A 21598-nucleotide genomic window follows, 5' to 3' on the forward strand; every position below is an offset into this window, starting at 1 on the left:
GGAGGCTCACCATGGAGCACTGGAAACGCACGATCGAACGCGCCAATCGCTGCTTTATGCAGGGCGAATTGGTTGACGCTCGCGAGGCCTATCTGCAAGCCCTGGCCCTGGCTCAAGTGTTGTTCGAGCGCTGGGCGAATGCCGACGAAGCAGTAGCGGCTTGCGTCATTTCCCATCACAACCTGGCGGATTTGCACCTGCGCCTGAATCAGCCCGAGGAAAGCGCCGAATACCTCTGCGCTATTCACCAGCGCTTGCTCCAGGCCATGCAGGACGTGCGCCTGAGCCCGCAGCTGCGGGAAGCGGCGCTGCGCCAGAGCAGCAAGACTTACGTCGAACTGTTGAATTTCATCAGCGATCACGGTGAGTACCCGCGCACCCATCGCTTGCTGGGCGGTACTGCGGTGCAGCCGACCCCGTCTCAATACGGAGCACATTGATATGACCTACACCTTGCCTGCCTTGCCCTATGCCTACGATGCCCTGGAACCGCATATCGATGCGCAAACCATGGAGATTCACTACACCAAGCACCACCAGACCTACATCAATAACCTCAATGCGGCGGTCGAGGGCACCGAGTTTGCGGGCTGGCCTGTAGAAAAACTGGTGTCCAGCGTGCAGCAACTGCCGGAAAAACTGCGTGCGGCCGTCATCAACCAAGGCGGCGGCCATGCCAACCACTCGCTGTTCTGGGCGGTGATGTCGCCTAAAGGTGGCGGCAAGCCCGACGGCGCATTGGGAAAAGCTGTAGAAGAGCAACTCGGCGGTTTCGACAGTTTCAAGGAAGCCTTCACCAAGGCCGCCTTGACCCGTTTCGGCAGCGGCTGGGCGTGGTTGAGTGTCACTCCGCAAAAGACGCTGATAGTGGAAAGCAGCGGCAACCAGGACAGCCCGTTGATGAATGGCAACACGCCGATCCTCGGCCTGGACGTCTGGGAGCATGCTTACTACCTGCGCTACCAGAACCGTCGACCTGAATACATCAACGCCTTCTACAGTGTTATCAACTGGCCGGAAGTCGCCGCACGCTATCAGGCCGCGTTGGCCTGACATTCACTTCCATAACAAGATCTAAGGCCGACTATGGGCACTGAAACACTGGCGATCAGCAGCGTGCGAATGTTTCGTTATGCGTTTGGTTCGCTGCTGCTGTTGGCAGGTACTGCATTGCTGGTGGCCCACGGGCTGGCCTGGCTGGATCTGGCACCGCGCATCATGCGCGCCCTGCAGGGCGGGGCGATTTGCGCGCTTGGCACGGCGCTGGGGGCGGTTCCGGTCTTGGTGATTCGGCGGATGCCGGTGGCGTTGAGCGATACCTTGTTGGGCTTCGGTGCCGGTGTGATGCTGGCGGCGACCGCGTTTTCGCTGGTCGTGCCGGGAATTGCTGCGGCCGAAGCCCTTGGTCTTTCGCCCTGGGGGGCAGGTGGGCTGATCAGCTTCGGCATCATGCTGGGGGCATTCGGTCTGTATCTGGTGGACCGCAAGGTCTCCGGCGCCAGCCCGGAGATGTTGGTGGGCACACCGGATAAACCGGTGATTCCACCGCGTATCTGGCTGTTCGTGTTTGCCATCATCGCCCACAATATCCCCGAAGGCATGGCCGTTGGCGTCTCAGCCGGCGGCGGCATGCCGGATGCCGACAGCTTGGCCATGGGCATTGCTTTGCAGGATGTGCCCGAAGGCCTGGTCATTGCGCTGGTATTGGCTGGGGCAGGGATGTCGCGGATCAGGGCGTTCCTGATCGGCGCCGCGTCAGGCTTGGTAGAGCCGGTGTTCGCCGTGCTTTGCGCCTGGCTGGTGACCCTGGCCGAGGTGCTGTTACCGTTGGGCCTGGCACTGGCCGCTGGCGCGATGCTGTTGGTGGTCACCCACGAAGTGATCCCGGAGTCGCGCCGCAACGGTCACGAAAAACTCGCGAGCCTGGGGTTGTGCATGGGGTTCTGCTTGATGATGGTGATGGATACCGCCTTGGGGTGAGGCCTCAGCGGGGGGAGGGGTTACTCACCCTCATCAAAGAAGTTGTTGATCAGCGCCACCAGGGCGTCCATTGCTTCCTGCTCTTGCTCGCCCTCGGTGCTCAAATGAATCTTGGTGCCCTTGCCGGCCGCCAACATCATCATCGCCATGATGCTTTTGCCATCGACCATGCTCTCAGGTGTACGCCCGGCGCGGATCTGGCAAGGGAACTGCCCGGCAATACCGACGAATTTGGCCGAGGCGCGGGCATGCAGGCCCAGCTTGTTGATGATTTCAATTTCCAGAGCGGGCATCGCGGGGGTGTTCCTTTCAGCTAAGGTCGCGGTGGCGAACCTGGACGTTCTTGAGGGTTTGTTGCAGCACCTGGCCCAGGCGCTCGGTCAGGTAGACAGAGCGGTGGTGACCGCCGGTGCAGCCGATGGCAATGGTGACATAGGCTCGGTTGCTCGCGGCAAAGCGCGGCAACCATTTGAGCAGGTAGCTGGAAATGTCCTGGAACATCTCCTCCACATCCGGTTGCGCGGCCAGGTAATCGGCCACAGGCTGATCCAGCCCCGACTGGTCGCGCAGTTCCGGCTTCCAATAAGGATTGGGCAGGCAGCGCACGTCGAACACCAGGTCGGCATCCACCGGCATGCCACGCTTGAAACCAAAGGACTCGACCAGAAATGCCGTGCCAGGCTCCGGCTGGTTCAGCAGGCGGAGCTTGATGGCATCGCGCAACTGGTACAGGTTGAGGCTGGTGGTGTTGATCTTGAGGTCGGCGAGGTCAATGATCGGCCCCAGCAGCTTGGTTTCGTCCTCGATGGCTTCGGCCAGGGAACGGTGCGGGCTGCTGAGGGGGTGACGTCGGCGGGTCTCTGAGAAGCGCTTGAGCAGGGTTTCTTCGTCGGCGTCCAGATACAGCACATCGCAATGAATGTGCTTGGCGCGCACCTCTTCGAGCAATTCCGGAAAGCGCGTGAGGTGGCTCGGCAGGTTGCGGGCGTCAATCGAAACGGCGACCAGGGGTTGTGCCAATTCGGTATGGATCAGTGCCCGCTCCGCCAATTCCGGGAGCAGGCCGGCGGGCAGGTTGTCGATGCAATAGAAGCCGTTGTCCTCAAGGACGTTGAGGGCGGTACTTTTACCCGAGCCGGAGCGGCCGCTGACGATGATCAAACGCATGATTACTGCCCGTTTTGCTCATCCAGGACAACTTGATACAGCGCCTCGTTGCTACTGGCACTGCGCAGTTTGTCGCGTACTTCCTTGCGGTCGAGCATGCTTGCGATCTGCCTAAGCAGTTCCAGGTGTGCGTCGGTGGCGGCCTGTGGGACCAGCAGAACAAACAGCAGGTCTACCGGGGCGCCGTCGATCGCGTCGAAATCGATAGGTGCGTCCAGGTGCAGCAGGGCGCTGACAGGTGTCTCGCAGCCTTTGAGGCGGCAGTGGGGAATGGCGATGCCGTTGCCAAAACCGGTGGAGCCGAGTTTTTCACGGGCAATCAGAGCCTCAAAGACATCTTGCATCTCCAGCTCAGGCACTTGGCTGCTGATCAGGTTGGCAATTTGTTCGAGGGCTTTCTTCTTGCTGCCGCCCGGCACGTTCACGAGGGAACGGCCGGGGGTCAGGATGGTTTCAAGTCGGATCATGGGGGGAGAGTTAACGACCTGTGCCCTGGAGCAGGCTCAGATTCTTTTCCTTATGCTTTTTGAGTTGGCGGTCAAGCTTGTCGGTGAGCAAGTCGATTGATGCATACATGTCTTCATGTTCGGCATTGGCGACCACTTCTCCACCGGGTATCTGAAGAGTCGCTTCGATTTTCTGCTGAAGCTTGTCGACCTTCATGATGACCTGCACGTTGGTGATCTTGTCGAAATGACCCTCAAGCTTCCTCAGCTTCTGCTCGACGTAGTCGCGTAGTGGAGGGGTGACTTCTACATGGTGTCCACTGATGTTGACTTGCATACAGCTTCTCCTTCGTTGCCAGTGCATAAAGCGGCGGGTAGGAATACCCGCCACTGGAACGCTGTGGCCCGCCCGTCACATCAAACGCTTACGCTCGCTGGAAGGCGCGATCCCAAGGGACTCGCGGTACTTGGCGACGGTTCGACGGGCGACCTGAATGCCTTGTGCCTCCAGTAAACCAGCGATCTTGCTGTCACTCAACGGCTTTTTCTGATTTTCCGCAGCAACCAGTTTTTTGATGATTGCGCGGATCGCCGTGGACGAGCATTCGCCGCCTTCGGATGTGCTGACATGACTGGAGAAAAAGTATTTCAGCTCATATATGCCCCGTGGGGTATGCATGAATTTTTGTGTGGTCACCCGGGAAATCGTCGATTCGTGCATGCCCACCGCTTCTGCGATGTCGTGCAGGACCAGCGGTTTCATCGCCTCGTCACCATATTCCAGGAAGCCGCGCTGATGCTCGACGATCTGGGTGGCCACTTTCATCAGGGTTTCGTTGCGGCTCTGCAGGCTCTTGATGAACCAGCGCGCTTCCTGCAACTGGTTGCGCATGAAGGTGTTATCGGCGCTGGTGTCGGCACGGCGCACAAAACCGGCATATTGCGGGTTGACCCGCAGGCGCGGCACCGACTCCTGGTTCAGTTCCACCAACCAGCGCTCGTTGTCCTTGCGCACGATCACGTCGGGAACGACGTATTCGGCTTCGCTGGACTCGATCTGCGAGCCTGGACGCGGGTTGAGGCTTTGCACCAGCTCGATGACCTGGCGCAGGTCGTCTTCCTTGAGCTTCATGCGCCGCATCAACTGGCTATAGTCGCGGCTGCCCAGCAGGTCGATATAGTCGGTGACCAGGCGCTGGGCCTCGGCGAGCCATGGGGTCTTGGCGGGCAGCTGGCGCAGTTGCAGCAGCAGGCATTCGCTCAGGTTGCGGGCACCGATGCCGGCGGGCTCGAACTGTTGGATGCGGTGCAGGACCGCTTCGATTTCGTCCAGCTCGATGTCCAGTTCCGGGTCGAAGGCCTCGAGAATCTCTTCGAGGGTCTCGTCCAGGTAACCCTGGTTATTGATGCAGTCGATCAGGGTCACGGCGATCAGGCGATCGGTGTCCGACATCGGCGCGAGGTTCAGTTGCCACAGCAGATGGCTCTGCAGGCTCTCGCCGGCGGAAGTGCGGGTGGTGAAGTCCCACTCGTCATCGTCATTGCTGGGCAGGCTGCTGGCGCTGGTCTGGTAGACGTCCTCCCAGGCGGTGTCCACCGGGAGTTCGTTGGGAATGCGTTCGTTCCAATCGCCTTCCTCAAGGTTATCCACCGTGGGGGCGGTTTCCTGGTAGGAGGGTTCCTGTACGTCGGAATTGGGTTTTTGCTCGATGTTGTCGGCCAATGGGTCTGCATTATCGAAGTCGTCGCCTTCTTCCTGGCGTTCGAGCATCGGATTGGACTCCAGGGCCTCCTGGATTTCCTGTTGCAGGTCCAGGGTCGACAATTGGAGCAGGCGGATGGCCTGTTGCAGCTGCGGTGTCATCGTCAGCTGCTGGCCCATTCTCAGGACTAGCGATGGTTTCATGGCAGGGGCTTAACACCTTATTCGCCGGCGCAATGCGCCATCCACGACAGGGCGCGTGAGCGCCAAACATAAGCAAATTATATGCCTGATATCGGGGGCTTTGCCTAGAGCGCGGTAACAATAAAAATCCGGAGGTTTTCATTGACTCCCGCGCATCGGGCAAACGACCTGCCACCGCCTTGTTTTTGCAGGCGGCCTTACAGGCGGAACTCGTGACCCAGGTACACTTCCTTGACCAGTTCGTTGGCCAGGATGGTGGCAGAGTCGCCCTCGGCGATCAGCTGGCCATCGTTGACGATATACGCGGTTTCGCAGATATCGAGGGTCTCACGCACGTTGTGGTCGGTGATCAGTACACCGATCCCCTTGGCCTTGAGGTGGTGGATGATCTGCTTGATGTCGCCGACCGAGATAGGGTCGACGCCGGCAAACGGTTCGTCCAGCAGGATGAACTTGGGGGCAGTGGCCAGGGCGCGGGCGATTTCCACGCGACGACGCTCACCACCGGACAGGCTCATGCCAAGGTTGTCGCGAATGTGGTTGATGTGGAATTCCTGCAGCAGGCTTTCCAATTCTTTGCGGCGGCCTTCACGGTCGAGTTCCTTGCGGGTTTCAAGGATGGCCATGATGTTGTCGGATACCGACAGCTTGCGGAAGATCGACGCTTCCTGCGGAAGATAGCCGATACCTGCGCGGGCACGGCCGTGCATTGGCTGGTGGCTCACATCCAGGTCGTCGATCAGTACGCGACCTTGGTCCGCCTGGACCAGGCCGACGATCATGTAGAAGCAGGTGGTCTTGCCGGCGCCGTTAGGGCCAAGCAAGCCGACGATCTGGCCGCTGTCGATCGACAGGCTGACGTCGCGCACGACCTGACGGCTTTTATAGGCCTTGGCCAGATGCTGGGCTTTCAGGGTTGCCATTACTCGGCCTTCTTCTTCGGCTGGATAACCATGTCGATACGTGGGCGTGGCGCGGTGACCTTGCTGCCGTTGGCGCGACCGGCGTTGGCGATCTGCTTCACGGTGTCATAGGTGATCTTCTCGCCTTCCGTGGAGTTGCCATCGGGGCTGAGTACCTTGGCCTGGTCGATCAGCACGATGCGATTCTGCTGGGCGTGATACTGGATGGTCTTGCCGTAGCCCTTCATCGGGCCGGTGTCGGTAGCCGACTGCTTCTGTTCGAAGTACGCCAGGTTGCCCACCGAAGTCACCACGTCGATATCGCCCGCCTGGGTGCGCGTCAGTGTCACCGTGTTGCCGGTGATCTTCATCGAGCCCTGGGTGATGATCACGCCGCCGGTATAGGTGGCGACGCCTTGCTTGTCATCCAGTTGCGCATCGTCAGCCGAGATGTGGATCGGTTGCTGGCTATCGTTCGGCAGAGCCCAGGCGCTCACGCTTCCCAGTGCTGCGCCCAGACCGAGCAAAATAGGGAGAGTTTTAACGAGCCTCATACTGTCCTCTTACGTTCGATAGCAGGTGTATCCTGCTTTCTTTCAAATACGCTTTCATTCCCTTGCCAGTCGATACACCGCCAGCGCCGTCGATTCTAACGTCTTGCTCGGTCTGCGCATATTGCTTCTGTGGGAATACGGTCATGCGACTGCTGGTAATCACGGTGTCACGTTTTTTGGCGTCAGTACGCGCAACGCGTACCGAGTCAATCAGTTCTACCTCGGTGCCGTCCGGGTTCACCTCGCCACGCTTGCTCGTGACATGCCATGGGAACTCGGTGCCGCGGTACAGGTTCAGGTCCGGGTTAGTCAGCAGGGTGACTTCGGTGGCCTTCAAATGCTCGACTTTGTCCGAGGTCATTTCGTACTGCACCTTGCCGTCAGGCAGGAACTGCACGCTGTAGGCATTGGTTGCGTAATAGTCGATAGCCCCTTCTTCAACCTGCGCTGCAGGCTGGTCGAGGAAGCGCCCCGGGCTGATATTCCAGTAGCCCACCGCGAGGAACAGCGCGGCGATGACTCCGAATAGCAGGAAGTTGCGAATCTTTTTACTCAGCATAAAACGCTCTATAGGTAGGCGGCGTGGGCCGCTTCAAGACTGCCCTGGGCTCGCAGGATCAGTTCACAGAACTCGCGGGCGGCACCTTCGCCGCCACGGGCGGTGGTGACGCCATGGGCGTGCTCGCGAACAAACGTCGCCGCATTGGCGACGGCCATTCCCAGGCCCACTCGGCGAATGACCGGCAAGTCGGGCAGATCATCGCCCAGATAGGCGACCTGCTCATAGCTTAGGTTGAGTTGGCCAAGAAGCTCGTCCAGAACCACCAGTTTATCCTCGCGGCCCTGATACAGGTGAGGAATACCGAGGTTTTGTGCGCGGCGTTCCACAACGGGGGTTTTTCTGCCGCTGATAATCGCCGTTTGCACGCCCGAAGCCATCAGCATCTTGATGCCCTGGCCGTCGAGGGTATTGAACGTCTTGAATTCGCTGCCGTCTTCGAGAAAGTACAGGCGGCCATCGGTCAGCACGCCGTCAACGTCGAAAATCGCCAGTTTGATGTGTTTGCCGCGTTGCAACAGGTCGCTGGTCATTTACATCACTCCCGCACGCAGCAAGTCGTGCATGTTCAGGGCGCCCACCGGGTGGTCGTCGCTATCGACCACCACCAGCGCGCCGATCTTGTGGTCTTCCATGATCTTCAATGCTTCGGCTGCCAGCATTTCAGGGCGTGCAGTCTTGCCATGGGGGGTCATCACGGCGTCGATGGTCGCGGTACGGATATCGATGGTGCGGTCCAGGGTGCGGCGCAGGTCACCGTCAGTGAATACCCCGGCCAGGCGCCCGTCGGCTTCCAGGATCACGGTCATGCCCAGGCCCTTGCGGGTCATTTCCATCAGCGCGTCCTTCAGCAGAGTGCCGCGCTGGACGTGGGGCAATTCCTCGCCCGAATGCATGACGTTTTCCACTTTCAGCAGCAGGCGGCGGCCCAGGGCGCCACCCGGGTGGGAAAATGCGAAGTCTTCAGCGGTGAATCCACGGGCTTCCAGCAGCGCCACGGCCAGGGCGTCGCCCATGACCAGGGCGGCGGTGGTGGAGGAGGTCGGCGCCAGGTTCAGCGGGCAGGCCTCGTGGTCCACGTGAACATTCAGGTTCACGTCGGCGGCCTTGGCCAGGGTGGATTCCGGGTTGCCGGTGAGGCTGATCATCTTGATGCCCAGGCGCTTGATCAGCGGCAGCAGGGTCACGATTTCGTTGGTGGTGCCGGAGTTGGACAGCGCCAGGATGATGTCATCCTTGGTGATCATGCCCATGTCGCCGTGACTGGCTTCGGCCGGATGCACGAAAAATGCGGTGGTCCCGGTGCTGGCCAGGGTGGCGGCGATCTTGTTGCCGACGTGGCCCGATTTGCCCATGCCGACCACGACAACACGGCCCTTGCTGGCCAGGATCATCTCGCAGGCGCGTACGAAATCTGCGTCGATATGGGCCAGCAAGCCTTCTACGGCTTCAACTTCGAGGCGGATGGTGCGTTGCGCGGATTGAATAAGGTCGCTGGATTGGCTCATGTCTGAAGTCGTATAGCCTGACGAAAAGTCGGCGATTATAGCGGTAATGATCAATTCCCTCACGCAAGTTCGTCAGGCTTTATTCAACGAATGCCTGAGATCGATCCTCAGTAACATAGCCAGCAACGTTTTTTCCCTGTCCTTAAACTGAACTAGCGCAGTTCCGGCCTTGGGCGCCCTGTACCAGCAGTGATATAGTTCGCCGCCAGTTCGGTCCGCCCAGCCCATGTGGCTATCTATATGCGTCACCGTTGCAAACGTTTGTCGCATGCATGGTGTCTGAGTGAGAGGCTGCATCCCAAGGAGTTTAGATGAGTGCCGATAACGCCTACGCGGTCGAGCTGAAGGGACTGACCTTCAAGCGCGGGACGCGCAGCATCTTCAATAACGTCGATATTCGCATTCCCCGCGGCAAGGTCACGGGCATCATGGGGCCGTCCGGTTGCGGCAAGACCACGCTGCTGCGTCTGATGGGCATGCAATTGCGCCCCAGCGCCGGTGAAGTATGGGTCAACGGCCAGAACCTGCCGACACTGTCGCGCAGCGATCTGTTCGATGCGCGCAAGCATATGGGGGTGCTGTTCCAGAGCGGCGCGCTGTTTACCGACCTGGATGTGTTCGAGAACGTGGCGTTTCCGTTGCGGGTGCATACCCAGCTGTCCGATGAAATGATTCGTGACATTGTGTTGCTGAAATTGCAGGCCGTGGGCCTTCGCGGCGCCATCGACCTGATGCCCGACGAACTGTCCGGCGGCATGAAGCGCCGCGTGGCCCTGGCGCGCGCCATTGCCCTCGACCCGCAGATCCTCATGTACGACGAGCCCTTCGTCGGCCAGGATCCGATTGCCATGGGCGTGCTGGTACGCCTGATCCGTCTGCTCAACGATGCGCTGGGTATCACCAGCATCGTGGTCTCCCACGACCTTGCAGAAACCGCGAGCATTGCCGATTACCTTTATGTAGTCGGCGATGGCCAGGTGCTGGGGCAGGGTACGCCTGAAGAACTGATGAACGCCGACAACCCGCGTATTCGCCAATTCATGACCGGCGATCCCGATGGCCCTGTGCCTTTTCACTTTCCGGCAGCGGATTACCGCTCAGACCTTCTGGGGAAGCGCTGATGCGCAAGACATCTCTCATCGAGAAGGTTCGCCTTTTCGGTCGATCCGGTATCGACATCGTCGAAGTGCTGGGCCGCTCGACGATTTTCCTGTTTCACGCGTTGCTCGGCCGCGGTGGCATTGGTGGCGGCTTCGGCCTGTTGATCAAGCAACTGCATTCGGTGGGCGTGATGTCCCTGGTGATCATTGTCGTCTCCGGGGTGTTCATCGGGATGGTGCTGGCGTTGCAGGGCTTCAATATCCTGTCCAGCTACGGTTCGGAGCAGGCGGTGGGGCAGATGGTTGCCCTGACGCTGCTGCGTGAACTGGGGCCGGTCGTGACCGCGTTGCTGTTCGCCGGGCGTGCGGGTTCCGCGTTGACCGCCGAAATCGGCAACATGAAGTCCACCGAGCAGTTGTCCAGCCTGGAAATGATCGGCGTGGACCCGCTCAAGTACATTGTTGCCCCGCGCCTGTGGGCCGGCTTTATTTCCCTGCCGTTGCTGGCGATGATCTTCAGCGTGGTTGGTATCTGGGGCGGCTCGTGGGTGGCGGTGGACTGGCTGGGCGTCTATGACGGCTCCTACTGGGCCAACATGCAAAACAGCGTGACCTTCAGCGGTGACGTGCTCAACGGCATCATAAAGAGCATCGTCTTCGCCTTTGTAGTGACCTGGATCGCCGTATTCCAAGGCTACGACTGTGAGCCCACTTCAGAAGGGATCAGTCGCGCCACCACCAAGACCGTTGTGTACGCCTCGTTGGCAGTACTGGGCCTTGACTTCATTTTGACCGCCTTGATGTTTGGAGATTTCTGATGCAAAACCGCACTGTGGAAATCGGTGTCGGCCTTTTCTTGCTGGCTGGCATCCTGGCTTTACTGTTGCTGGCCCTGCGAGTCAGCGGCCTTTCGGCCAGCCCCACCGCCGATACTTATAAACTTTACGCGTACTTCGACAATATCGCCGGTTTGACTGTCAGAGCTAAAGTGACCATGGCCGGTGTGACCATCGGCAAGGTCACGGCAATCGATCTGGATCGCGACAGCTTCACCGGTCGAGTGACGATGCAACTGGACAAGAAGGTAGATAATCTGCCGACCGACTCCACTGCATCTATCCTCACTGCGGGCCTGCTGGGCGAGAAGTACATCGGTGTCAGCGTGGGCGGGGAAACAGCCCTGCTCAAGGATGGCTCGACCATCCACGACACGCAGTCGTCGCTGGTACTTGAAGACCTGATCGGTAAATTCCTGCTCAATACGGTCAATAAAGACGCCAAATGAGGAATCTGTACATGATCTCTACCTTGCGACGTGGCCTCCTGGTACTGCTGGCAGCGCTGCCGTTGATGGCCAACGCAGCGGGTTCTGCGCACGAACTGGTGCAGGACACTACCAACAGGATGTTGGCTGACCTGACTGCCAATAAAGAGCAGTACAAGCAAGACCCGAGCAAATTCTACGAGGCGCTGAACAGCATCGTGGGCCCGGTCGTCGATGCTGAAGGCATTTCTCGCAGCATCATGACGGTCAAATATTCGCGCAAGGCCACCCCTGCGCAAATGCAGACGTTCCAGGAGAACTTCAAGCGCGGCCTGTTCCAGTTCTATGGCAACGCTTTGCTCGAGTACAACAACCAGGGCATTACCGTCGCTCCCGCCGGGGATGAGTCGGGTGACCGCACCAGTGTCAACATGAGCGTCAAGGGCAACAATGGTGCCGTCTACCCTGTGCAGTACACGCTGGAGAAGATCAATGGCGAGTGGAAACTGCGCAATGTGATCATCAACGGCATCAACATCGGCAAGCTGTTCCGTGACCAGTTCGCCGACGCCATGCAGCGCAATGGCAACGACCTGGACAAAACCATCAATGGTTGGGCCGGTGAAGTCGCCAAGGCCAAGGAAGAGACCGATAAAGCCGCCGGGAAACCTGCGCAATGACCGAGTCGGCTGTTCGTCTCGGCGACGCGGGCGAGCTGTTCCTCAGCGGCGTGCTCGATTACCGCACCGGGCCTGACCTGCGCAAGCAGGGCCAGGCGCTGATCAAGACCAGCACGGCCCCTGCGCTGGTGCTGGATTGCTCGGCGGTAACCAAGTCCAGCAGTGTCGGCTTGTCGTTGCTGCTGTGTTTCATGCGCGATGCCGAAGCGGCCAAAAAGCCGGTCACCCTTCGTGCATTGCCCGAAGACATGCGTGAAATCGCCGAAGTTTCCGGTTTGACCGAGCTGTTGGCGCATCCTTAATACACATTATCGATAAAGCCCCCCGTCAGAGTCCTGCTATGCGGGGTTCGCAGGCGCGGGGCTTTTTTGTATGATGTGCGACCCGTGCGCACTGGGCGCCGATAGAGGTTGATCATGCAGGCCCTAGAAGTTAAAAGCTTTCTCGAAGGAAAGCTGCCGGATACGAACGTAGAAGTTGAAGGCGAAGGCTGCAACTTCCAGCTGAACGTGATTAGCGATGAATTGGCGGCACTCAGCCCGGTCAAGCGTCAGCAGCAGATCTATGCCCATTTGAACCCGTGGATCACCGATGGCAGCATCCACGCGGTCACTATGAAATTTTTCAGCCGCGCGGCCTGGGCCGAGCGCACCTGAGCCCCCAAGGCGTCGAGATTCTTATGGATAAATTGATTATTACCGGCGGTGCCCGCCTTGATGGCGAGATTCGCATTTCCGGTGCGAAAAACTCTGCCTTGCCGATCCTGGCTGCGACCCTGCTGTGCGATGGCCCTGTGACCGTGGCCAACCTGCCGCACCTGCACGACATCACCACCATGATCGAGCTGTTTGGTCGCATGGGTATCGAGCCGGTAATCGACGAGAAGCTGTCCGTCGAAATCGACCCGCGCACCATCAAGACCCTGATCGCCCCGTACGAACTGGTGAAGACCATGCGTGCGTCGATCCTGGTACTGGGCCCGATGGTCGCTCGTTTCGGCGAAGCCGAAGTCGCATTGCCTGGCGGTTGCGCCATTGGCTCGCGTCCGGTGGACCTGCACATCCGTGGCCTTGAGGCCATGGGCGCGACCATCGACGTCGAAGGCGGCTACATCAAGGCCAAGGCGCCGGAAGGCGGCCTGCGTGGTGCCAACTTCTTCTTTGATACCGTCAGTGTGACCGGTACCGAGAACATCATGATGGCTGCTGCTTTGGCCAACGGCCGCAGTGTGCTGCAAAACGCTGCGCGCGAGCCTGAAGTGGTCGACCTGGCCAACTTCCTGATCGCCATGGGTGCCAACATCACCGGCGCCGGCACCGACACCATCACCATCGACGGTGTGAAACGCCTGCACCCGGCCACCTACAAAGTGATGCCGGACCGTATCGAGACCGGTACCTACCTGGTTGCTGCCGCCGTCACCGGTGGTCGCGTCAAGGTCAAGGACACCGATCCGACCATCCTGGAAGCGGTCCTGGAAAAACTGCGCGAAGCCGGTGCCGAAATCACCACCGGTGAAGACTGGATCGAGCTGAACATGCACGGCAAGCGGCCAAAAGCCGTCAACGTGCGTACCGCTCCGTACCCAGCGTTCCCGACCGACATGCAGGCGCAGTTCATCTCCTTGAACGCCATTGCCGAAGGCACGGGTGCCGTGATCGAGACCATCTTCGAAAACCGCTTCATGCACGTGTACGAACTGCACCGCATGGGCGCGAAGATCCAGGTCGAAGGCAACACTGCCATCGTGACCGGCACCGAGAAGCTCAAGGGCGCGCCAGTCATGGCCACCGACCTGCGCGCTTCGGCCAGCCTGGTGATCTCGGCGCTGATCGCCGAAGGCGATACCCTGATCGACCGCATCTACCACATCGACCGTGGTTACGAGTGCATCGAAGAAAAACTGCAGATGCTCGGCGCGAAAATCCGCCGCGTACCGGGCTAGTCCCACTGCATTGTAGGAGCGAGCTTGCTCGCGAAGAACTCGTGGGCACCGCGTTGAGTCTGAATAAACGCGTTATCGTTGACGTTTTTCGCGAGCAAGCTCGCTCCTACAGACACTGGTTTGTTTCAAATCGAGGCTGTCATGGTCTCGATCTGTGTCTGGCGCCGTTTGCGACCGGACAGCAATAGCCTGATGAAGGACTGACGTTTCCCATGTTGACCATTGCACTGTCCAAGGGCCGCATCCTTGACGACACTTTGCCGCTTCTGGCTGAAGCGGGCATCGTGCCGACCGAGAATCCGGACAAGAGCCGCAAGCTGATCATCCCGACGACCCAGGACGACGTTCGCCTGCTGATCGTACGGGCTACCGACGTGCCGACCTATGTTGAACATGGCGCGGCCGACCTCGGTGTCGCCGGTAAAGACGTGTTGATGGAATACGGCGGCCAAGGCCTGTACGAGCCGCTGGACCTGCGCATTGCCCTGTGCAAGCTGATGACCGCCGGCCGTGTCGGTGATGTCGAGCCTAAAGGCCGCCTGCGCGTGGCCACCAAGTTCGTCAACGTCGCCAAGCGCTACTACGCCGAGCAAGGCCGCCAGGTCGACATCATCAAGCTCTACGGCTCGATGGAGCTGGCGCCGCTTATCGGCCTGGCCGACAAGATCATCGACGTGGTCGACACCGGCAACACCCTGCGTGCCAACGGTCTCGAACCACAGGACTTTATCGCCGACATCAGCTCTCGGCTGATCGTCAACAAAGCGTCGATGAAGATGCAGCACGCCCGTATCCAGGCGTTGATCGACACCCTGCGCCAGGCAGTGGAGTCTCGACACCGCGGTTGACTCACCCGCGTAGCTGAAAAGCTGCGCCCGTCTATCCGCCTCATAGCCAGAATTCTCAGGTGCCCAAGCGGAAACGACTGCTAGTTTAGGGCGCCTGAGTTTTTGCCAATTCTATTGAGGCCCTCGCTATGACCACGTCCACTGCAATTGCCCGACTCAACGCTGCCGACCCGGATTTCGCCCATCATCTGGATCATCTGCTGAGCTGGGAAAGCGTGTCCGACGACTCGGTCAACCAGCGGGTCCTCGACATTATCAAGGCCGTGCGCGAGCGCGGTGATGCGGCCCTGGTGGATTTCACCCGGCAGTTCGACGGTCTGGACGTCAAGTCCATGTCCGACCTGATCCTGCCCCGCGAACGCCTGGAACTGGCCCTGACGCGCATCACCGCGCCCCAGCGCCAGGCCCTCGAAGTCGCCGCGACCCGAGTGCGCAGCTACCACGAAAAACAGAAGCAGGATTCCTGGAGCTACACCGAGGCCGACGGCACCGTACTGGGCCAGAAGGTCACACCGCTTGACCGTGCCGGCTTGTACGTGCCGGGTGGTAAAGCCTCGTACCCCTCGTCGGTATTGATGAACGCGATTCCCGCCAAGGTGGCCGGCGTGACCGAAGTGGTCATGGTGGTACCGACCCCGCGCGGTGAAATCAACGAACTGGTACTGGCTGCCGCCTGCATTGCCGGTGTCGACCGCGTGTTCACCATCGGCGGTGCCCAAGCGGTTGCCGCCCTGGCTTATGGCACTGAAAGCGTGCCGAAGGTCGACAAGGTGGTCGGCCCCGGCAACATCTACGTGGCCACTGCCAAGCGCCACGTGTTCGGCCAGGTCGGTATCGACATGATCGCCGGCCCGTCGGAAATTCTCGTGGTGTGCGACGGCCAGACCGATCCGGACTGGATCGCCATGGACCTGTTCTCCCAGGCCGAGCACGACGAGGACGCCCAGGCGATCCTGGTCAGCCCGGACGCCGAGTTCCTCGACAAGGTCGCCGCCAGCATCAATAAGCTGCTGCCGACCATGGACCGCGCCGAGATCATCGAGAAGTCGATCAATGGCCGTGGCGCGCTGATCCTGGTGCGTGACATGGAACAGGCCATCGAAGTGACCAACCGTATCGCGCCGGAGCACCTGGAGCTGTCCGTGGCCGATCCACAGGCCTGGCTGCCGTCGATTCGCCATGCGGGTGCGATCTTCATGGGCCGCCACACCAGCGAAGCCCTGGGCGACTACTGCGCCGGCCCCAACCACGTGCTGCCGACGTCCGGCACCGCGCGCTTCTCGTCGCCGCTGGGGGTGTATGACTTCCAGAAGCGTTCGTCGATCATCTTCTGCTCGCCACAAGGCGCTTCCGAATTGGGCAAGACCGCTTCGGTGCTGGCCCGTGGTGAATCCTTGAGCGCCCACGCCCGTAGCGCTGAGTATCGAATCCTGGAAGAGGGGAAATAACACATGAGCAAATTCTGGAGCCCCTTCGTCAAGGACCTCGTGCCTTACGTGCCCGGCGAGCAACCGAAGCTGACCAGACTGGTCAAGCTCAACACCAATGAAAACCCCTACGGCCCGTCGCCCAAGGCGCTGGCTGCGATGCAGGCCGAGTTGAACGACAACCTGCGCCTGTACCCGGACCCCAACAGCGACCTGCTCAAGCAGGCCGTGGCCAAGTACTACGGGATCGACGCCGGCAAGGTGTTCCTCGGTAACGGCTCCGACGAAGTCCTGGCGCACATCTTCCACGGCCTGTTCCAGCACGAGCTGCCGTTGCTGTTCCCGGATATCAGCTACAGCTTCTATCCGGTGTACTGCGGCCTCTACGGCATCAAGTCCGACCCGGTGCCGTTGGACGAGCAGTTCCAGATCCGCGTAGCGGACTATGCCAGGCCCAACGGCGGGATCATCTTCCCCAACCCGAACGCGCCCACCGGCTGCGTGCTGGCGCTGGACGCCGTAGAGCAGATCCTCAAGGCCAGCCCGGATTCGGTGGTGGTGGTCGATGAAGCCTATATCGACTTTGGCGGCGAAACCGCGATCAGCCTGGTGGACCGTTACCCGAACCTGCTGGTGACCCAGACCCTGTCCAAATCGCGCTCACTGGCCGGTTTGCGCGTGGGCCTGGCCGTGGGCCACCCGGACCTCATCGAAGCGCTGGAGCGGGTCAAGAACAGCTTCAACTCCTACCCGCTGGATCGCCTGGCGATTGTCGGCGCGGCGGCGGCGTTCGAGGACCGGGCGTACTTCGACAAGACGTGCCAACTGGTCATCGACAACCGCAACAAGGTGGTCGCGCAACTGGAAGGTAAAGGCTTTGAAGTGTTGCCGTCAGCGGCCAACTTCATCTTTGCCCGCCACCCGCGGCACGACGCAGCCGGCCTGGCGGCCAAGCTGCGTGAGCAAGGGGTGATCGTGCGGCACTTCAAGCAGGAGCGGATTGCCCAGTTCCTGCGGATCAGCATCGGTACGCCGGAGCAGAACCAGGCGCTGATCGATGGGTTGGGTGAGCTCTAAGCCAAACTGGAGATCAAAAAATGTGGGAGGGGGCTTGCCCCCGATAGCGGTGTGTCAGTCAGCTAATGAATTGACTGACACACTGCCATCGGGAGCAAGCCCCCTCCCACATTAGGTTCTGCCATATGTGTTAGATCAGCGGCTCATCCGGCTTCTTGTTCTTCCAGCCATCATTACCCGGCAGCAACAGGTTCAGGCCAATCGCTACCACCGCACACAGGGCAATGCCCTTCAGGCCGAAGTCATCCGGACCGGTCCCGGTCCCCACCAGCACCCCACCAATCCCGAACACCAGGGTTACCGACACAATCACCAGATTGCGCGCCTCACCCAGGTCAATCCTGTGGCGGATCAAGGTGTTCATCCCCACCGCGGCAATCGAGCCGAACAGCAGGCACAGGATCCCGCCCATCACCGGTACCGGGATGCTTTGCAGCAGTGCACCGAATTTGCCGATGAACGCCAGGCTGATGGCAAACACTGCCGCCCAGGTCATGATCTTCGGGTTGTAGTTCTTGGTCAGCATCACCGCGCCCGTCACTTCGGCGTAGGTGGTGTTCGGCGGGCCGCCAAACAGGCCGGCGGCCGTGGTGGCGATCCCGTCACCGAGCAGGGTGCGGTGCAGGCCAGGTTTCTTCAGGTAGTCGCGACCGGTCACGCTGCCCACCGCAATCACGCCGCCGATATGTTCGATCGCCGGGGCCAGGGCCACCGGGACGATAAACAGGATCGCCTGCCAGTTGAACTCCGGCGCGGTGAAGTGGGGCAGGGCGAACCACGGTGCTGCGGCGATCTTCGCCGTGTCGACCACGCCGAAGTAGAACGCCATGGCAAAGCCCACCAGCACGCCGGAGATGATCGGCACCAGGCGGAAGATACCCTTGCCGAACACCGCGACGATCAACGTGGTCAGCAGCGCCGGCATCGAGATCATCATCGCCGTCTGGTAATGAATCAACTCGGCGCCATCGCCGGATTTACCCATCGCCATGTTCGCGGCAATCGGTGCCATGGCCAGGCCGATGGAAATGATCACCGGGCCGATCACCACGGGTGGCAGCAGGCGGTCGATGAAACCGGTGCCTTTGATCTTCACGGCCAGGCCGAGGAAGGTATAGACGAAACCGGCCGCCATCACCCCGCCCATGGTCGCCGCGAGGCCGAACTGGCCCTTGGCAAGAATGATCGGGGTAATGAAGGCAAAGCTCGATGCCAGGAAGACCGGCACCTGCCGCCCTGTCACCAGCTGGAACAACAACGTGCCCAGGCCGGCGGTGAACAGGGCGACGTTTGGATCAAGACCTGTGATCAGTGGCATCAACACCAGCGCGCCAAATGCTACGAAGAGCATCTGTGCGCCAGACAGGATCTGGCGCCAAAGCGGGTCGTTGAACTCATCCTGCATGCTCACGCGTCCTTCTGCTTGGTGCCGAAGATCTTGTCACCGGCATCGCCCAGGCCTGGGATGATGTAACCGTGTTCGTTCAGGCGCTCGTCGATGGAGGCGGTGTAGATCTGTACATCCGGGTGGGCTTTCTCGACGGCGGCGATGCCTTCGGGCGCGGCCACCAGCACCATGGCACGGATGTCCCGGCAACCGGCTTTTTTCAGCAGGTCGATGGTGGCAACCATGGAGCTGCCGGTAGCGAGCATCGGGTCGATGATCATGGCCAGGCGCTCGTTGATTTCCGGTACGAGTTTTTCCAGGTAGGTGTGGGCCTGCAGGGTTTCTTCGTTGCGGGCGACGCCGACGGCGCTGACCTTGGCGCCCGGGATCAGGCTGAGCACGCCTTCGAGCATGCCGATACCGGCACGCAGGATCGGCACCACGGTAATTTTCTTACCGGCGATTTTCTCGACCTGGACGGTGCCAGCCCAACCTTCGATGTCGTAGGTTTCCAGGGGCAAATCTTTGGTGGCTTCGTAAGTGAGCAGCGCTCCAACTTCCTGAGCAAGCTCACGGAAATTCTTCGTGCTGATGTCGGCACGGCGCATAAGGCCGAGTTTGTGTCGGATCAGCGGGTGGCGGATCTCGCGAGTGGGCATGGGAAAGGCTCCGGCGGCGGGCAAAAAAACCGGCCTAGATTAATCTATCCGAGGGTGTTGTCCTATAGACATCTAGTACGTTAGTCCATTAAGGCTTGCTCGGAGCGCATGAGAAGCGTACCTTCGCCCGCTTTTCTTGCCACAGCACCCCTTGGAGAGCGCCATGTCCGCTGATCTCGAGCATATCCGTCAAATCATGCGCGAGGCTGACTGCCTGTACACCGAAGCGCAAGTCGAAGCAGCGATCGCCAAGGTCGGCGCACACATCACTCGCGAGATGGCCGACACCAACCCGGTGGTCTTCTGCGTGATGAACGGTGGCCTGATCTTCGCCGGCAAATTGCTGACTCACCTGCAGTTCCCGTTGGAAGCGTCCTACCTGCACGCCACTCGTTATCGCAACGAAACCAGCGGCGGCGACCTGTTCTGGAAAGCCAAGCCGGAAGTTTCGTTCATCGACCGCGACGTGCTGATCATCGACGACATCCTCGATGAGGGCCACACCCTGGGCGCGATCATCGACTTCTGCAAACACGCTGGCGCACGTAAGGTGCACACCGCCGTGCTGATCGACAAAGACCACGACCGCAAGGCCCGTCCCGAGTTGAAAGCCGATTTCGTCGGCCTGCCGTGCATCGATCGCTACATCTTCGGTTACGGTATGGATTACAAGGGCTACTGGCGCAACGCCAATGGAATCTACGCCGTCAAAGGTATGTAACCCATGACTCGCTTTCTTGATCAGACGCTGTTTGCCGAGTTGGCCGAGAAAGCGGGCGCCAGCCTCCGTGGCCGGCATCATCACAACTTTCATCAGATGGAAGAGCCGTGCCATCGCCTGGCCGTGTGCCTGCAGCCCAGCACCTACGTGCCGCCCCATCGGCACTTGAGCGCTGACAAGGCGGAAACCTTGCTGGTCCTCCAGGGGCGCTTGGGCTTGCTGGTGTTCAGCGACACCGGCGAGGTGCTTGCCAAGCGCGTGATGCAGGCCGGCGGCGAATGCTCGGGCGTCGACCTGCCGCCCGGCGTGTTCCATGGCCTGGTGGTGCTCGCCCCCGACACGGTGATGTTCGAGTGCAAGGCCGGGCCTTATCGGCCGGTGGGCGAAGGCGAACTGGCCGATTGGGCGCCCCGTGAAGGCGACGTCAACGTGGCCGAGTATCAACGCTGGATGCTTGCCCAGTTCGATTGAGCTACAGTGCTGGGCCACCTCTTGCGGAGCGGCCCATGAGCCTGTTGATACGCACCTGCGCCGCCCTGGCGTTGACCCTCAGTCTGCCGCTGGCTGCGGCGCCTGCGCCGATGCATGCGCAGTTCCTGCCGCCGGACGATCTGACCCTGCGCGCCGAAACCCCTGACCAGCAGCAACTGCTGCAAGTCACCGAGTATGCGGTGGTGGTGGGCAACCAGCGTCAATCCACGCAACAGCCGATCCCGGTGACCTCGCCGCTGATGATCCGTCTCAAGGGCAAGTCCCTGAACAAAGGCGCGACTATCAGCCAGGTGGTGCTCAACTTCGATGCCGAAAGCAAAAGCCTGAAAAAGCCGGTATACGATGACAAGAGCAAAACCTTGACCCTGTCCTACCCGGTGGCCCAGTACCGAGTGATTGTCGACCTGCTGCGCAATGACACGGTGTATGTGCAGTTCCTCAGTTACGCCAACGGGCATGTCTGGGCGGATGTGCATACCGGTGCTGTTCGTAGCAAATAGCAAAAACACTGAAGAACCAATGTGGGAAGGGCTTGCCCCCGGCCGCATTGGTTCTTCACCGCTTTCGAAGCCTGCGCCTCGCAGGTAGACTTCAAATCCCGTGTAAATGTCTGCTGGCTGGAGTCGGTAATGCGTAAAGATAAGAAACAGGTGATTGGTGACGAGATCGGCGACGACCAGATCAAGTTGTTCCTGGACTTCGAGCCGGTTGACGCGACGTCCCCGTCCCTGCACAAACTGATCAAGGCCTACCGTGGCCTGCGTATCGACGACTTCGAACGCTTCCTGGTTTTCTTCAAGGCGGCCGGTTTGGACCTGGATGGCAAGGATGAGCACGGCCAGACGTTTGTCGACCTGATCAAGGACCAGCGCAACGCCGCCGACTATATCGAGCTGATCGACAACGCCCGCGGCTGATTATTCCTGGGCATAAAAAAACGCCCCGTTCTCATCGCGAGAACGGGGCGTTTTTCATG

29 protein-coding genes are annotated in these 21598 nt (G+C 60.1%); 17 read left to right on the top strand and 12 right to left on the bottom strand.

The window, feature by feature from the left end; all coding sequences use genetic code 11:
• Positions 1–11 precede the first annotated feature (11 nt).
• From B9N88_RS11050 to B9N88_RS11060, 3 genes are read left to right on the top strand one after another with little or no spacing between them, the layout of a single operon-like run.
• The gene (locus B9N88_RS11050) at positions 12–440 is read left to right on the top strand and encodes a hypothetical protein (protein ID WP_027604818.1); all 429 of its coding nucleotides are present in this window, start codon (positions 12–14) and stop codon (positions 438–440) included.
• 1 nt (position 441) lies between these two features.
• Positions 442–1053: a superoxide dismutase gene (locus B9N88_RS11055; protein WP_027604817.1), complete on the top strand. Its 612-nt coding sequence runs from the start codon at positions 442–444 to the stop codon at positions 1051–1053.
• A gap of 33 nt (positions 1054–1086) precedes the next feature.
• Positions 1087–1980: a ZIP family metal transporter gene (locus B9N88_RS11060; RefSeq protein ID WP_027604816.1), complete on the top strand. Its 894-nt coding sequence runs from the start codon at positions 1087–1089 to the stop codon at positions 1978–1980.
• Between the two features lie 20 nt (positions 1981–2000).
• On the opposite strand, the gene B9N88_RS11065 is transcribed toward B9N88_RS11060, so the two are convergent.
• The 10 genes from B9N88_RS11065 to B9N88_RS11110 all read right to left on the bottom strand — a co-directional run bounded on the left by B9N88_RS11065 (position 2001) and on the right by B9N88_RS11110 (position 9022).
• Positions 2001–2273: an HPr family phosphocarrier protein gene (locus tag B9N88_RS11065; RefSeq protein ID WP_027604815.1), complete on the bottom strand. Its 273-nt coding sequence runs from the start codon at positions 2271–2273 to the stop codon at positions 2001–2003.
• Positions 2274–2289: 16 nt separating this feature from the next.
• Positions 2290–3147, bottom strand: a complete 858-nt coding sequence (gene rapZ / locus B9N88_RS11070; RefSeq protein WP_027604814.1) for an RNase adapter RapZ — start codon at positions 3145–3147, stop codon at positions 2290–2292.
• Between the two features lie 2 nt (positions 3148–3149).
• Positions 3150–3614, bottom strand: a complete 465-nt coding sequence (gene ptsN / locus B9N88_RS11075; protein WP_027604813.1) for a PTS IIA-like nitrogen regulatory protein PtsN — start codon at positions 3612–3614, stop codon at positions 3150–3152.
• 10 nt (positions 3615–3624) lie between these two features.
• Positions 3625–3930, bottom strand: a complete 306-nt coding sequence (gene hpf, locus B9N88_RS11080) for a ribosome hibernation-promoting factor, HPF/YfiA family (RefSeq protein ID WP_027604812.1) — start codon at positions 3928–3930, stop codon at positions 3625–3627.
• A gap of 75 nt (positions 3931–4005) precedes the next feature.
• Positions 4006–5499 carry an RNA polymerase factor sigma-54 gene (locus B9N88_RS11085; protein ID WP_027604811.1) on the bottom strand — a complete coding sequence of 498 codons (1494 nt, stop codon included), beginning with the start codon at positions 5497–5499 and terminating at the stop codon, positions 4006–4008.
• A 197-nt stretch (positions 5500–5696) separates the two neighbouring features.
• Entirely contained in the window at positions 5697–6422 is a 726-nt protein-coding gene (lptB, locus tag B9N88_RS11090) for an LPS export ABC transporter ATP-binding protein (RefSeq protein WP_027604810.1), read from the bottom strand.
• Positions 6422–6955 (bottom strand): lipopolysaccharide transport periplasmic protein LptA, encoded by a 534-nt coding sequence (gene lptA, locus B9N88_RS11095; protein ID WP_027604809.1) that lies wholly within the window; start codon positions 6953–6955, stop codon positions 6422–6424. The genes lptB and lptA overlap by 1 nt, the downstream gene beginning before the upstream one ends.
• Positions 6942–7514, bottom strand: a complete 573-nt coding sequence (gene lptC / locus B9N88_RS11100) for an LPS export ABC transporter periplasmic protein LptC (protein ID WP_027604808.1) — start codon at positions 7512–7514, stop codon at positions 6942–6944. Before lptC ends, lptA begins: the two co-directional genes overlap by 14 nt.
• Before the next feature lie 8 nt (positions 7515–7522).
• Positions 7523–8047 (bottom strand): KdsC family phosphatase, encoded by a 525-nt coding sequence (locus tag B9N88_RS11105; protein ID WP_027604807.1) that lies wholly within the window; start codon positions 8045–8047, stop codon positions 7523–7525.
• A complete protein-coding gene (locus B9N88_RS11110) occupies positions 8048–9022 on the bottom strand; it encodes a KpsF/GutQ family sugar-phosphate isomerase (protein ID WP_027604806.1) in 975 nt (324 codons plus the stop codon).
• A 311-nt stretch (positions 9023–9333) separates the two neighbouring features.
• Between B9N88_RS11110 and B9N88_RS11115 the strand changes: the two genes are divergently transcribed.
• From B9N88_RS11115 to hisC, 10 genes are all read left to right on the top strand, one after another.
• Positions 9334–10143 (top strand): ATP-binding cassette domain-containing protein, encoded by an 810-nt coding sequence (locus tag B9N88_RS11115; protein ID WP_003171811.1) that lies wholly within the window; start codon positions 9334–9336, stop codon positions 10141–10143.
• Positions 10143–10940 (top strand): lipid asymmetry maintenance ABC transporter permease subunit MlaE, encoded by a 798-nt coding sequence (mlaE, locus tag B9N88_RS11120; protein ID WP_010213107.1) that lies wholly within the window; start codon positions 10143–10145, stop codon positions 10938–10940. Before B9N88_RS11115 ends, mlaE begins: the two co-directional genes overlap by 1 nt.
• On the top strand, positions 10940–11407 hold the full coding sequence (gene mlaD, locus B9N88_RS11125) for an outer membrane lipid asymmetry maintenance protein MlaD (protein WP_003171814.1): 468 nt from the start codon (positions 10940–10942) through the stop codon (positions 11405–11407). Before mlaE ends, mlaD begins: the two co-directional genes overlap by 1 nt.
• Positions 11408–11418: 11 nt before the next feature.
• Positions 11419–12066: an MlaC/ttg2D family ABC transporter substrate-binding protein gene (locus B9N88_RS11130; RefSeq protein WP_027604805.1), complete on the top strand. Its 648-nt coding sequence runs from the start codon at positions 11419–11421 to the stop codon at positions 12064–12066.
• A complete protein-coding gene (locus B9N88_RS11135) occupies positions 12063–12368 on the top strand; it encodes an STAS domain-containing protein (RefSeq protein ID WP_027604804.1) in 306 nt (101 codons plus the stop codon). Before B9N88_RS11130 ends, B9N88_RS11135 begins: the two co-directional genes overlap by 4 nt.
• Positions 12369–12482: 114 nt before the next feature.
• Complete coding sequence (locus B9N88_RS11140) at positions 12483–12722, top strand: BolA family protein (RefSeq protein WP_027604803.1); 240 nt, start codon at positions 12483–12485, stop codon at positions 12720–12722.
• Between the two features lie 23 nt (positions 12723–12745).
• Positions 12746–14011, top strand: a complete 1266-nt coding sequence (murA, locus tag B9N88_RS11145; protein WP_024073479.1) for a UDP-N-acetylglucosamine 1-carboxyvinyltransferase — start codon at positions 12746–12748, stop codon at positions 14009–14011.
• Between the two features lie 212 nt (positions 14012–14223).
• Positions 14224–14859 carry an ATP phosphoribosyltransferase gene (gene hisG, locus B9N88_RS11150; protein ID WP_027604802.1) on the top strand — a complete coding sequence of 212 codons (636 nt, stop codon included), beginning with the start codon at positions 14224–14226 and terminating at the stop codon, positions 14857–14859.
• A gap of 128 nt (positions 14860–14987) precedes the next feature.
• Positions 14988–16307, top strand: coding sequence for a histidinol dehydrogenase (gene hisD / locus B9N88_RS11155; RefSeq protein ID WP_027604801.1), 1320 nt, complete (start codon positions 14988–14990; stop codon positions 16305–16307).
• 3 nt (positions 16308–16310) lie between these two features.
• Positions 16311–17363: a histidinol-phosphate transaminase gene (gene hisC / locus B9N88_RS11160; protein ID WP_027604800.1), complete on the top strand. Its 1053-nt coding sequence runs from the start codon at positions 16311–16313 to the stop codon at positions 17361–17363.
• 130 nt (positions 17364–17493) lie between these two features.
• On the opposite strand, the gene B9N88_RS11165 is transcribed toward hisC, so the two are convergent.
• Positions 17494–18768: a uracil-xanthine permease family protein gene (locus tag B9N88_RS11165; protein ID WP_027604799.1), complete on the bottom strand. Its 1275-nt coding sequence runs from the start codon at positions 18766–18768 to the stop codon at positions 17494–17496.
• 2 nt (positions 18769–18770) lie between these two features.
• Positions 18771–19409, bottom strand: a complete 639-nt coding sequence (gene upp, locus B9N88_RS11170) for a uracil phosphoribosyltransferase (protein WP_027604798.1) — start codon at positions 19407–19409, stop codon at positions 18771–18773.
• Between the two features lie 163 nt (positions 19410–19572).
• On the opposite strand from upp, the gene B9N88_RS11175 reads away from it, so the two are divergent.
• From B9N88_RS11175 to B9N88_RS11190, 4 genes are all read left to right on the top strand, one after another.
• Complete coding sequence (locus tag B9N88_RS11175; RefSeq protein ID WP_027604797.1) at positions 19573–20130, top strand: hypoxanthine-guanine phosphoribosyltransferase; 558 nt, start codon at positions 19573–19575, stop codon at positions 20128–20130.
• A 3-nt stretch (positions 20131–20133) separates the two neighbouring features.
• A complete protein-coding gene (locus B9N88_RS11180; RefSeq protein WP_027604796.1) occupies positions 20134–20601 on the top strand; it encodes a WbuC family cupin fold metalloprotein in 468 nt (155 codons plus the stop codon).
• A 35-nt stretch (positions 20602–20636) separates the two neighbouring features.
• Positions 20637–21122 (top strand): hypothetical protein, encoded by a 486-nt coding sequence (locus B9N88_RS11185; protein WP_027604795.1) that lies wholly within the window; start codon positions 20637–20639, stop codon positions 21120–21122.
• Between the two features lie 129 nt (positions 21123–21251).
• Positions 21252–21539, top strand: coding sequence for a PA4642 family protein (locus B9N88_RS11190; RefSeq protein WP_027604794.1), 288 nt, complete (start codon positions 21252–21254; stop codon positions 21537–21539).
• Positions 21540–21598: the final 59 nt, after the last annotated feature.

The organism is Pseudomonas sp. LAMO17WK12:I1 (assembly GCF_900177315.1).
GTDB lineage: Bacteria > Pseudomonadota > Gammaproteobacteria > Pseudomonadales > Pseudomonadaceae > Aquipseudomonas > Aquipseudomonas marginalis.

Excerpts from the sequence above, each read along its gene's own strand:
- mlaE (WP_010213107.1), top strand. The coding sequence starts at position 10,143 with ATGCGCAAGACATCTCTCATCGAGAAGGTTCGCCTTTTCGGTCGATCC.
- mlaD (WP_003171814.1), top strand. The coding sequence starts at position 10,940 with ATGCAAAACCGCACTGTGGAAATCGGTGTCGGCCTTTTCTTGCTGGCT.
- B9N88_RS11165 (WP_027604799.1), bottom strand. The coding sequence starts at position 18,768 with ATGCAGGATGAGTTCAACGACCCGCTTTGGCGCCAGATCCTGTCTGGC.
- hpf (WP_027604812.1), bottom strand. The coding sequence starts at position 3,930 with ATGCAAGTCAACATCAGTGGACACCATGTAGAAGTCACCCCTCCACTA.
- rapZ (WP_027604814.1), bottom strand. The coding sequence starts at position 3,147 with ATGCGTTTGATCATCGTCAGCGGCCGCTCCGGCTCGGGTAAAAGTACC.
- lptA (WP_027604809.1), bottom strand. The coding sequence starts at position 6,955 with ATGAGGCTCGTTAAAACTCTCCCTATTTTGCTCGGTCTGGGCGCAGCA.
- B9N88_RS11115 (WP_003171811.1), top strand. The coding sequence starts at position 9,334 with ATGAGTGCCGATAACGCCTACGCGGTCGAGCTGAAGGGACTGACCTTC.
- B9N88_RS11085 (WP_027604811.1), bottom strand. The coding sequence starts at position 5,499 with ATGAAACCATCGCTAGTCCTGAGAATGGGCCAGCAGCTGACGATGACA.
- B9N88_RS11185 (WP_027604795.1), top strand. The coding sequence starts at position 20,637 with ATGAGCCTGTTGATACGCACCTGCGCCGCCCTGGCGTTGACCCTCAGT.
- B9N88_RS11110 (WP_027604806.1), bottom strand. The coding sequence starts at position 9,022 with ATGAGCCAATCCAGCGACCTTATTCAATCCGCGCAACGCACCATCCGC.
- hisC (WP_027604800.1), top strand. The coding sequence starts at position 16,311 with ATGAGCAAATTCTGGAGCCCCTTCGTCAAGGACCTCGTGCCTTACGTG.
- B9N88_RS11140 (WP_027604803.1), top strand. The coding sequence starts at position 12,483 with ATGCAGGCCCTAGAAGTTAAAAGCTTTCTCGAAGGAAAGCTGCCGGAT.
- B9N88_RS11055 (WP_027604817.1), top strand. The coding sequence starts at position 442 with ATGACCTACACCTTGCCTGCCTTGCCCTATGCCTACGATGCCCTGGAA.
- B9N88_RS11175 (WP_027604797.1), top strand. The coding sequence starts at position 19,573 with ATGTCCGCTGATCTCGAGCATATCCGTCAAATCATGCGCGAGGCTGAC.
- hisG (WP_027604802.1), top strand. The coding sequence starts at position 14,224 with ATGTTGACCATTGCACTGTCCAAGGGCCGCATCCTTGACGACACTTTG.
- murA (WP_024073479.1), top strand. The coding sequence starts at position 12,746 with ATGGATAAATTGATTATTACCGGCGGTGCCCGCCTTGATGGCGAGATT.
- B9N88_RS11130 (WP_027604805.1), top strand. The coding sequence starts at position 11,419 with ATGATCTCTACCTTGCGACGTGGCCTCCTGGTACTGCTGGCAGCGCTG.
- upp (WP_027604798.1), bottom strand. The coding sequence starts at position 19,409 with ATGCCCACTCGCGAGATCCGCCACCCGCTGATCCGACACAAACTCGGC.
- B9N88_RS11065 (WP_027604815.1), bottom strand. The coding sequence starts at position 2,273 with ATGCCCGCTCTGGAAATTGAAATCATCAACAAGCTGGGCCTGCATGCC.
- B9N88_RS11190 (WP_027604794.1), top strand. The coding sequence starts at position 21,252 with ATGCGTAAAGATAAGAAACAGGTGATTGGTGACGAGATCGGCGACGAC.
- ptsN (WP_027604813.1), bottom strand. The coding sequence starts at position 3,614 with ATGATCCGACTTGAAACCATCCTGACCCCCGGCCGTTCCCTCGTGAAC.
- lptB (WP_027604810.1), bottom strand. The coding sequence starts at position 6,422 with ATGGCAACCCTGAAAGCCCAGCATCTGGCCAAGGCCTATAAAAGCCGT.
- B9N88_RS11050 (WP_027604818.1), top strand. The coding sequence starts at position 12 with ATGGAGCACTGGAAACGCACGATCGAACGCGCCAATCGCTGCTTTATG.
- lptC (WP_027604808.1), bottom strand. The coding sequence starts at position 7,514 with ATGCTGAGTAAAAAGATTCGCAACTTCCTGCTATTCGGAGTCATCGCC.
- B9N88_RS11135 (WP_027604804.1), top strand. The coding sequence starts at position 12,063 with ATGACCGAGTCGGCTGTTCGTCTCGGCGACGCGGGCGAGCTGTTCCTC.
- B9N88_RS11180 (WP_027604796.1), top strand. The coding sequence starts at position 20,134 with ATGACTCGCTTTCTTGATCAGACGCTGTTTGCCGAGTTGGCCGAGAAA.
- B9N88_RS11105 (WP_027604807.1), bottom strand. The coding sequence starts at position 8,047 with ATGACCAGCGACCTGTTGCAACGCGGCAAACACATCAAACTGGCGATT.
- B9N88_RS11060 (WP_027604816.1), top strand. The coding sequence starts at position 1,087 with ATGGGCACTGAAACACTGGCGATCAGCAGCGTGCGAATGTTTCGTTAT.
- hisD (WP_027604801.1), top strand. The coding sequence starts at position 14,988 with ATGACCACGTCCACTGCAATTGCCCGACTCAACGCTGCCGACCCGGAT.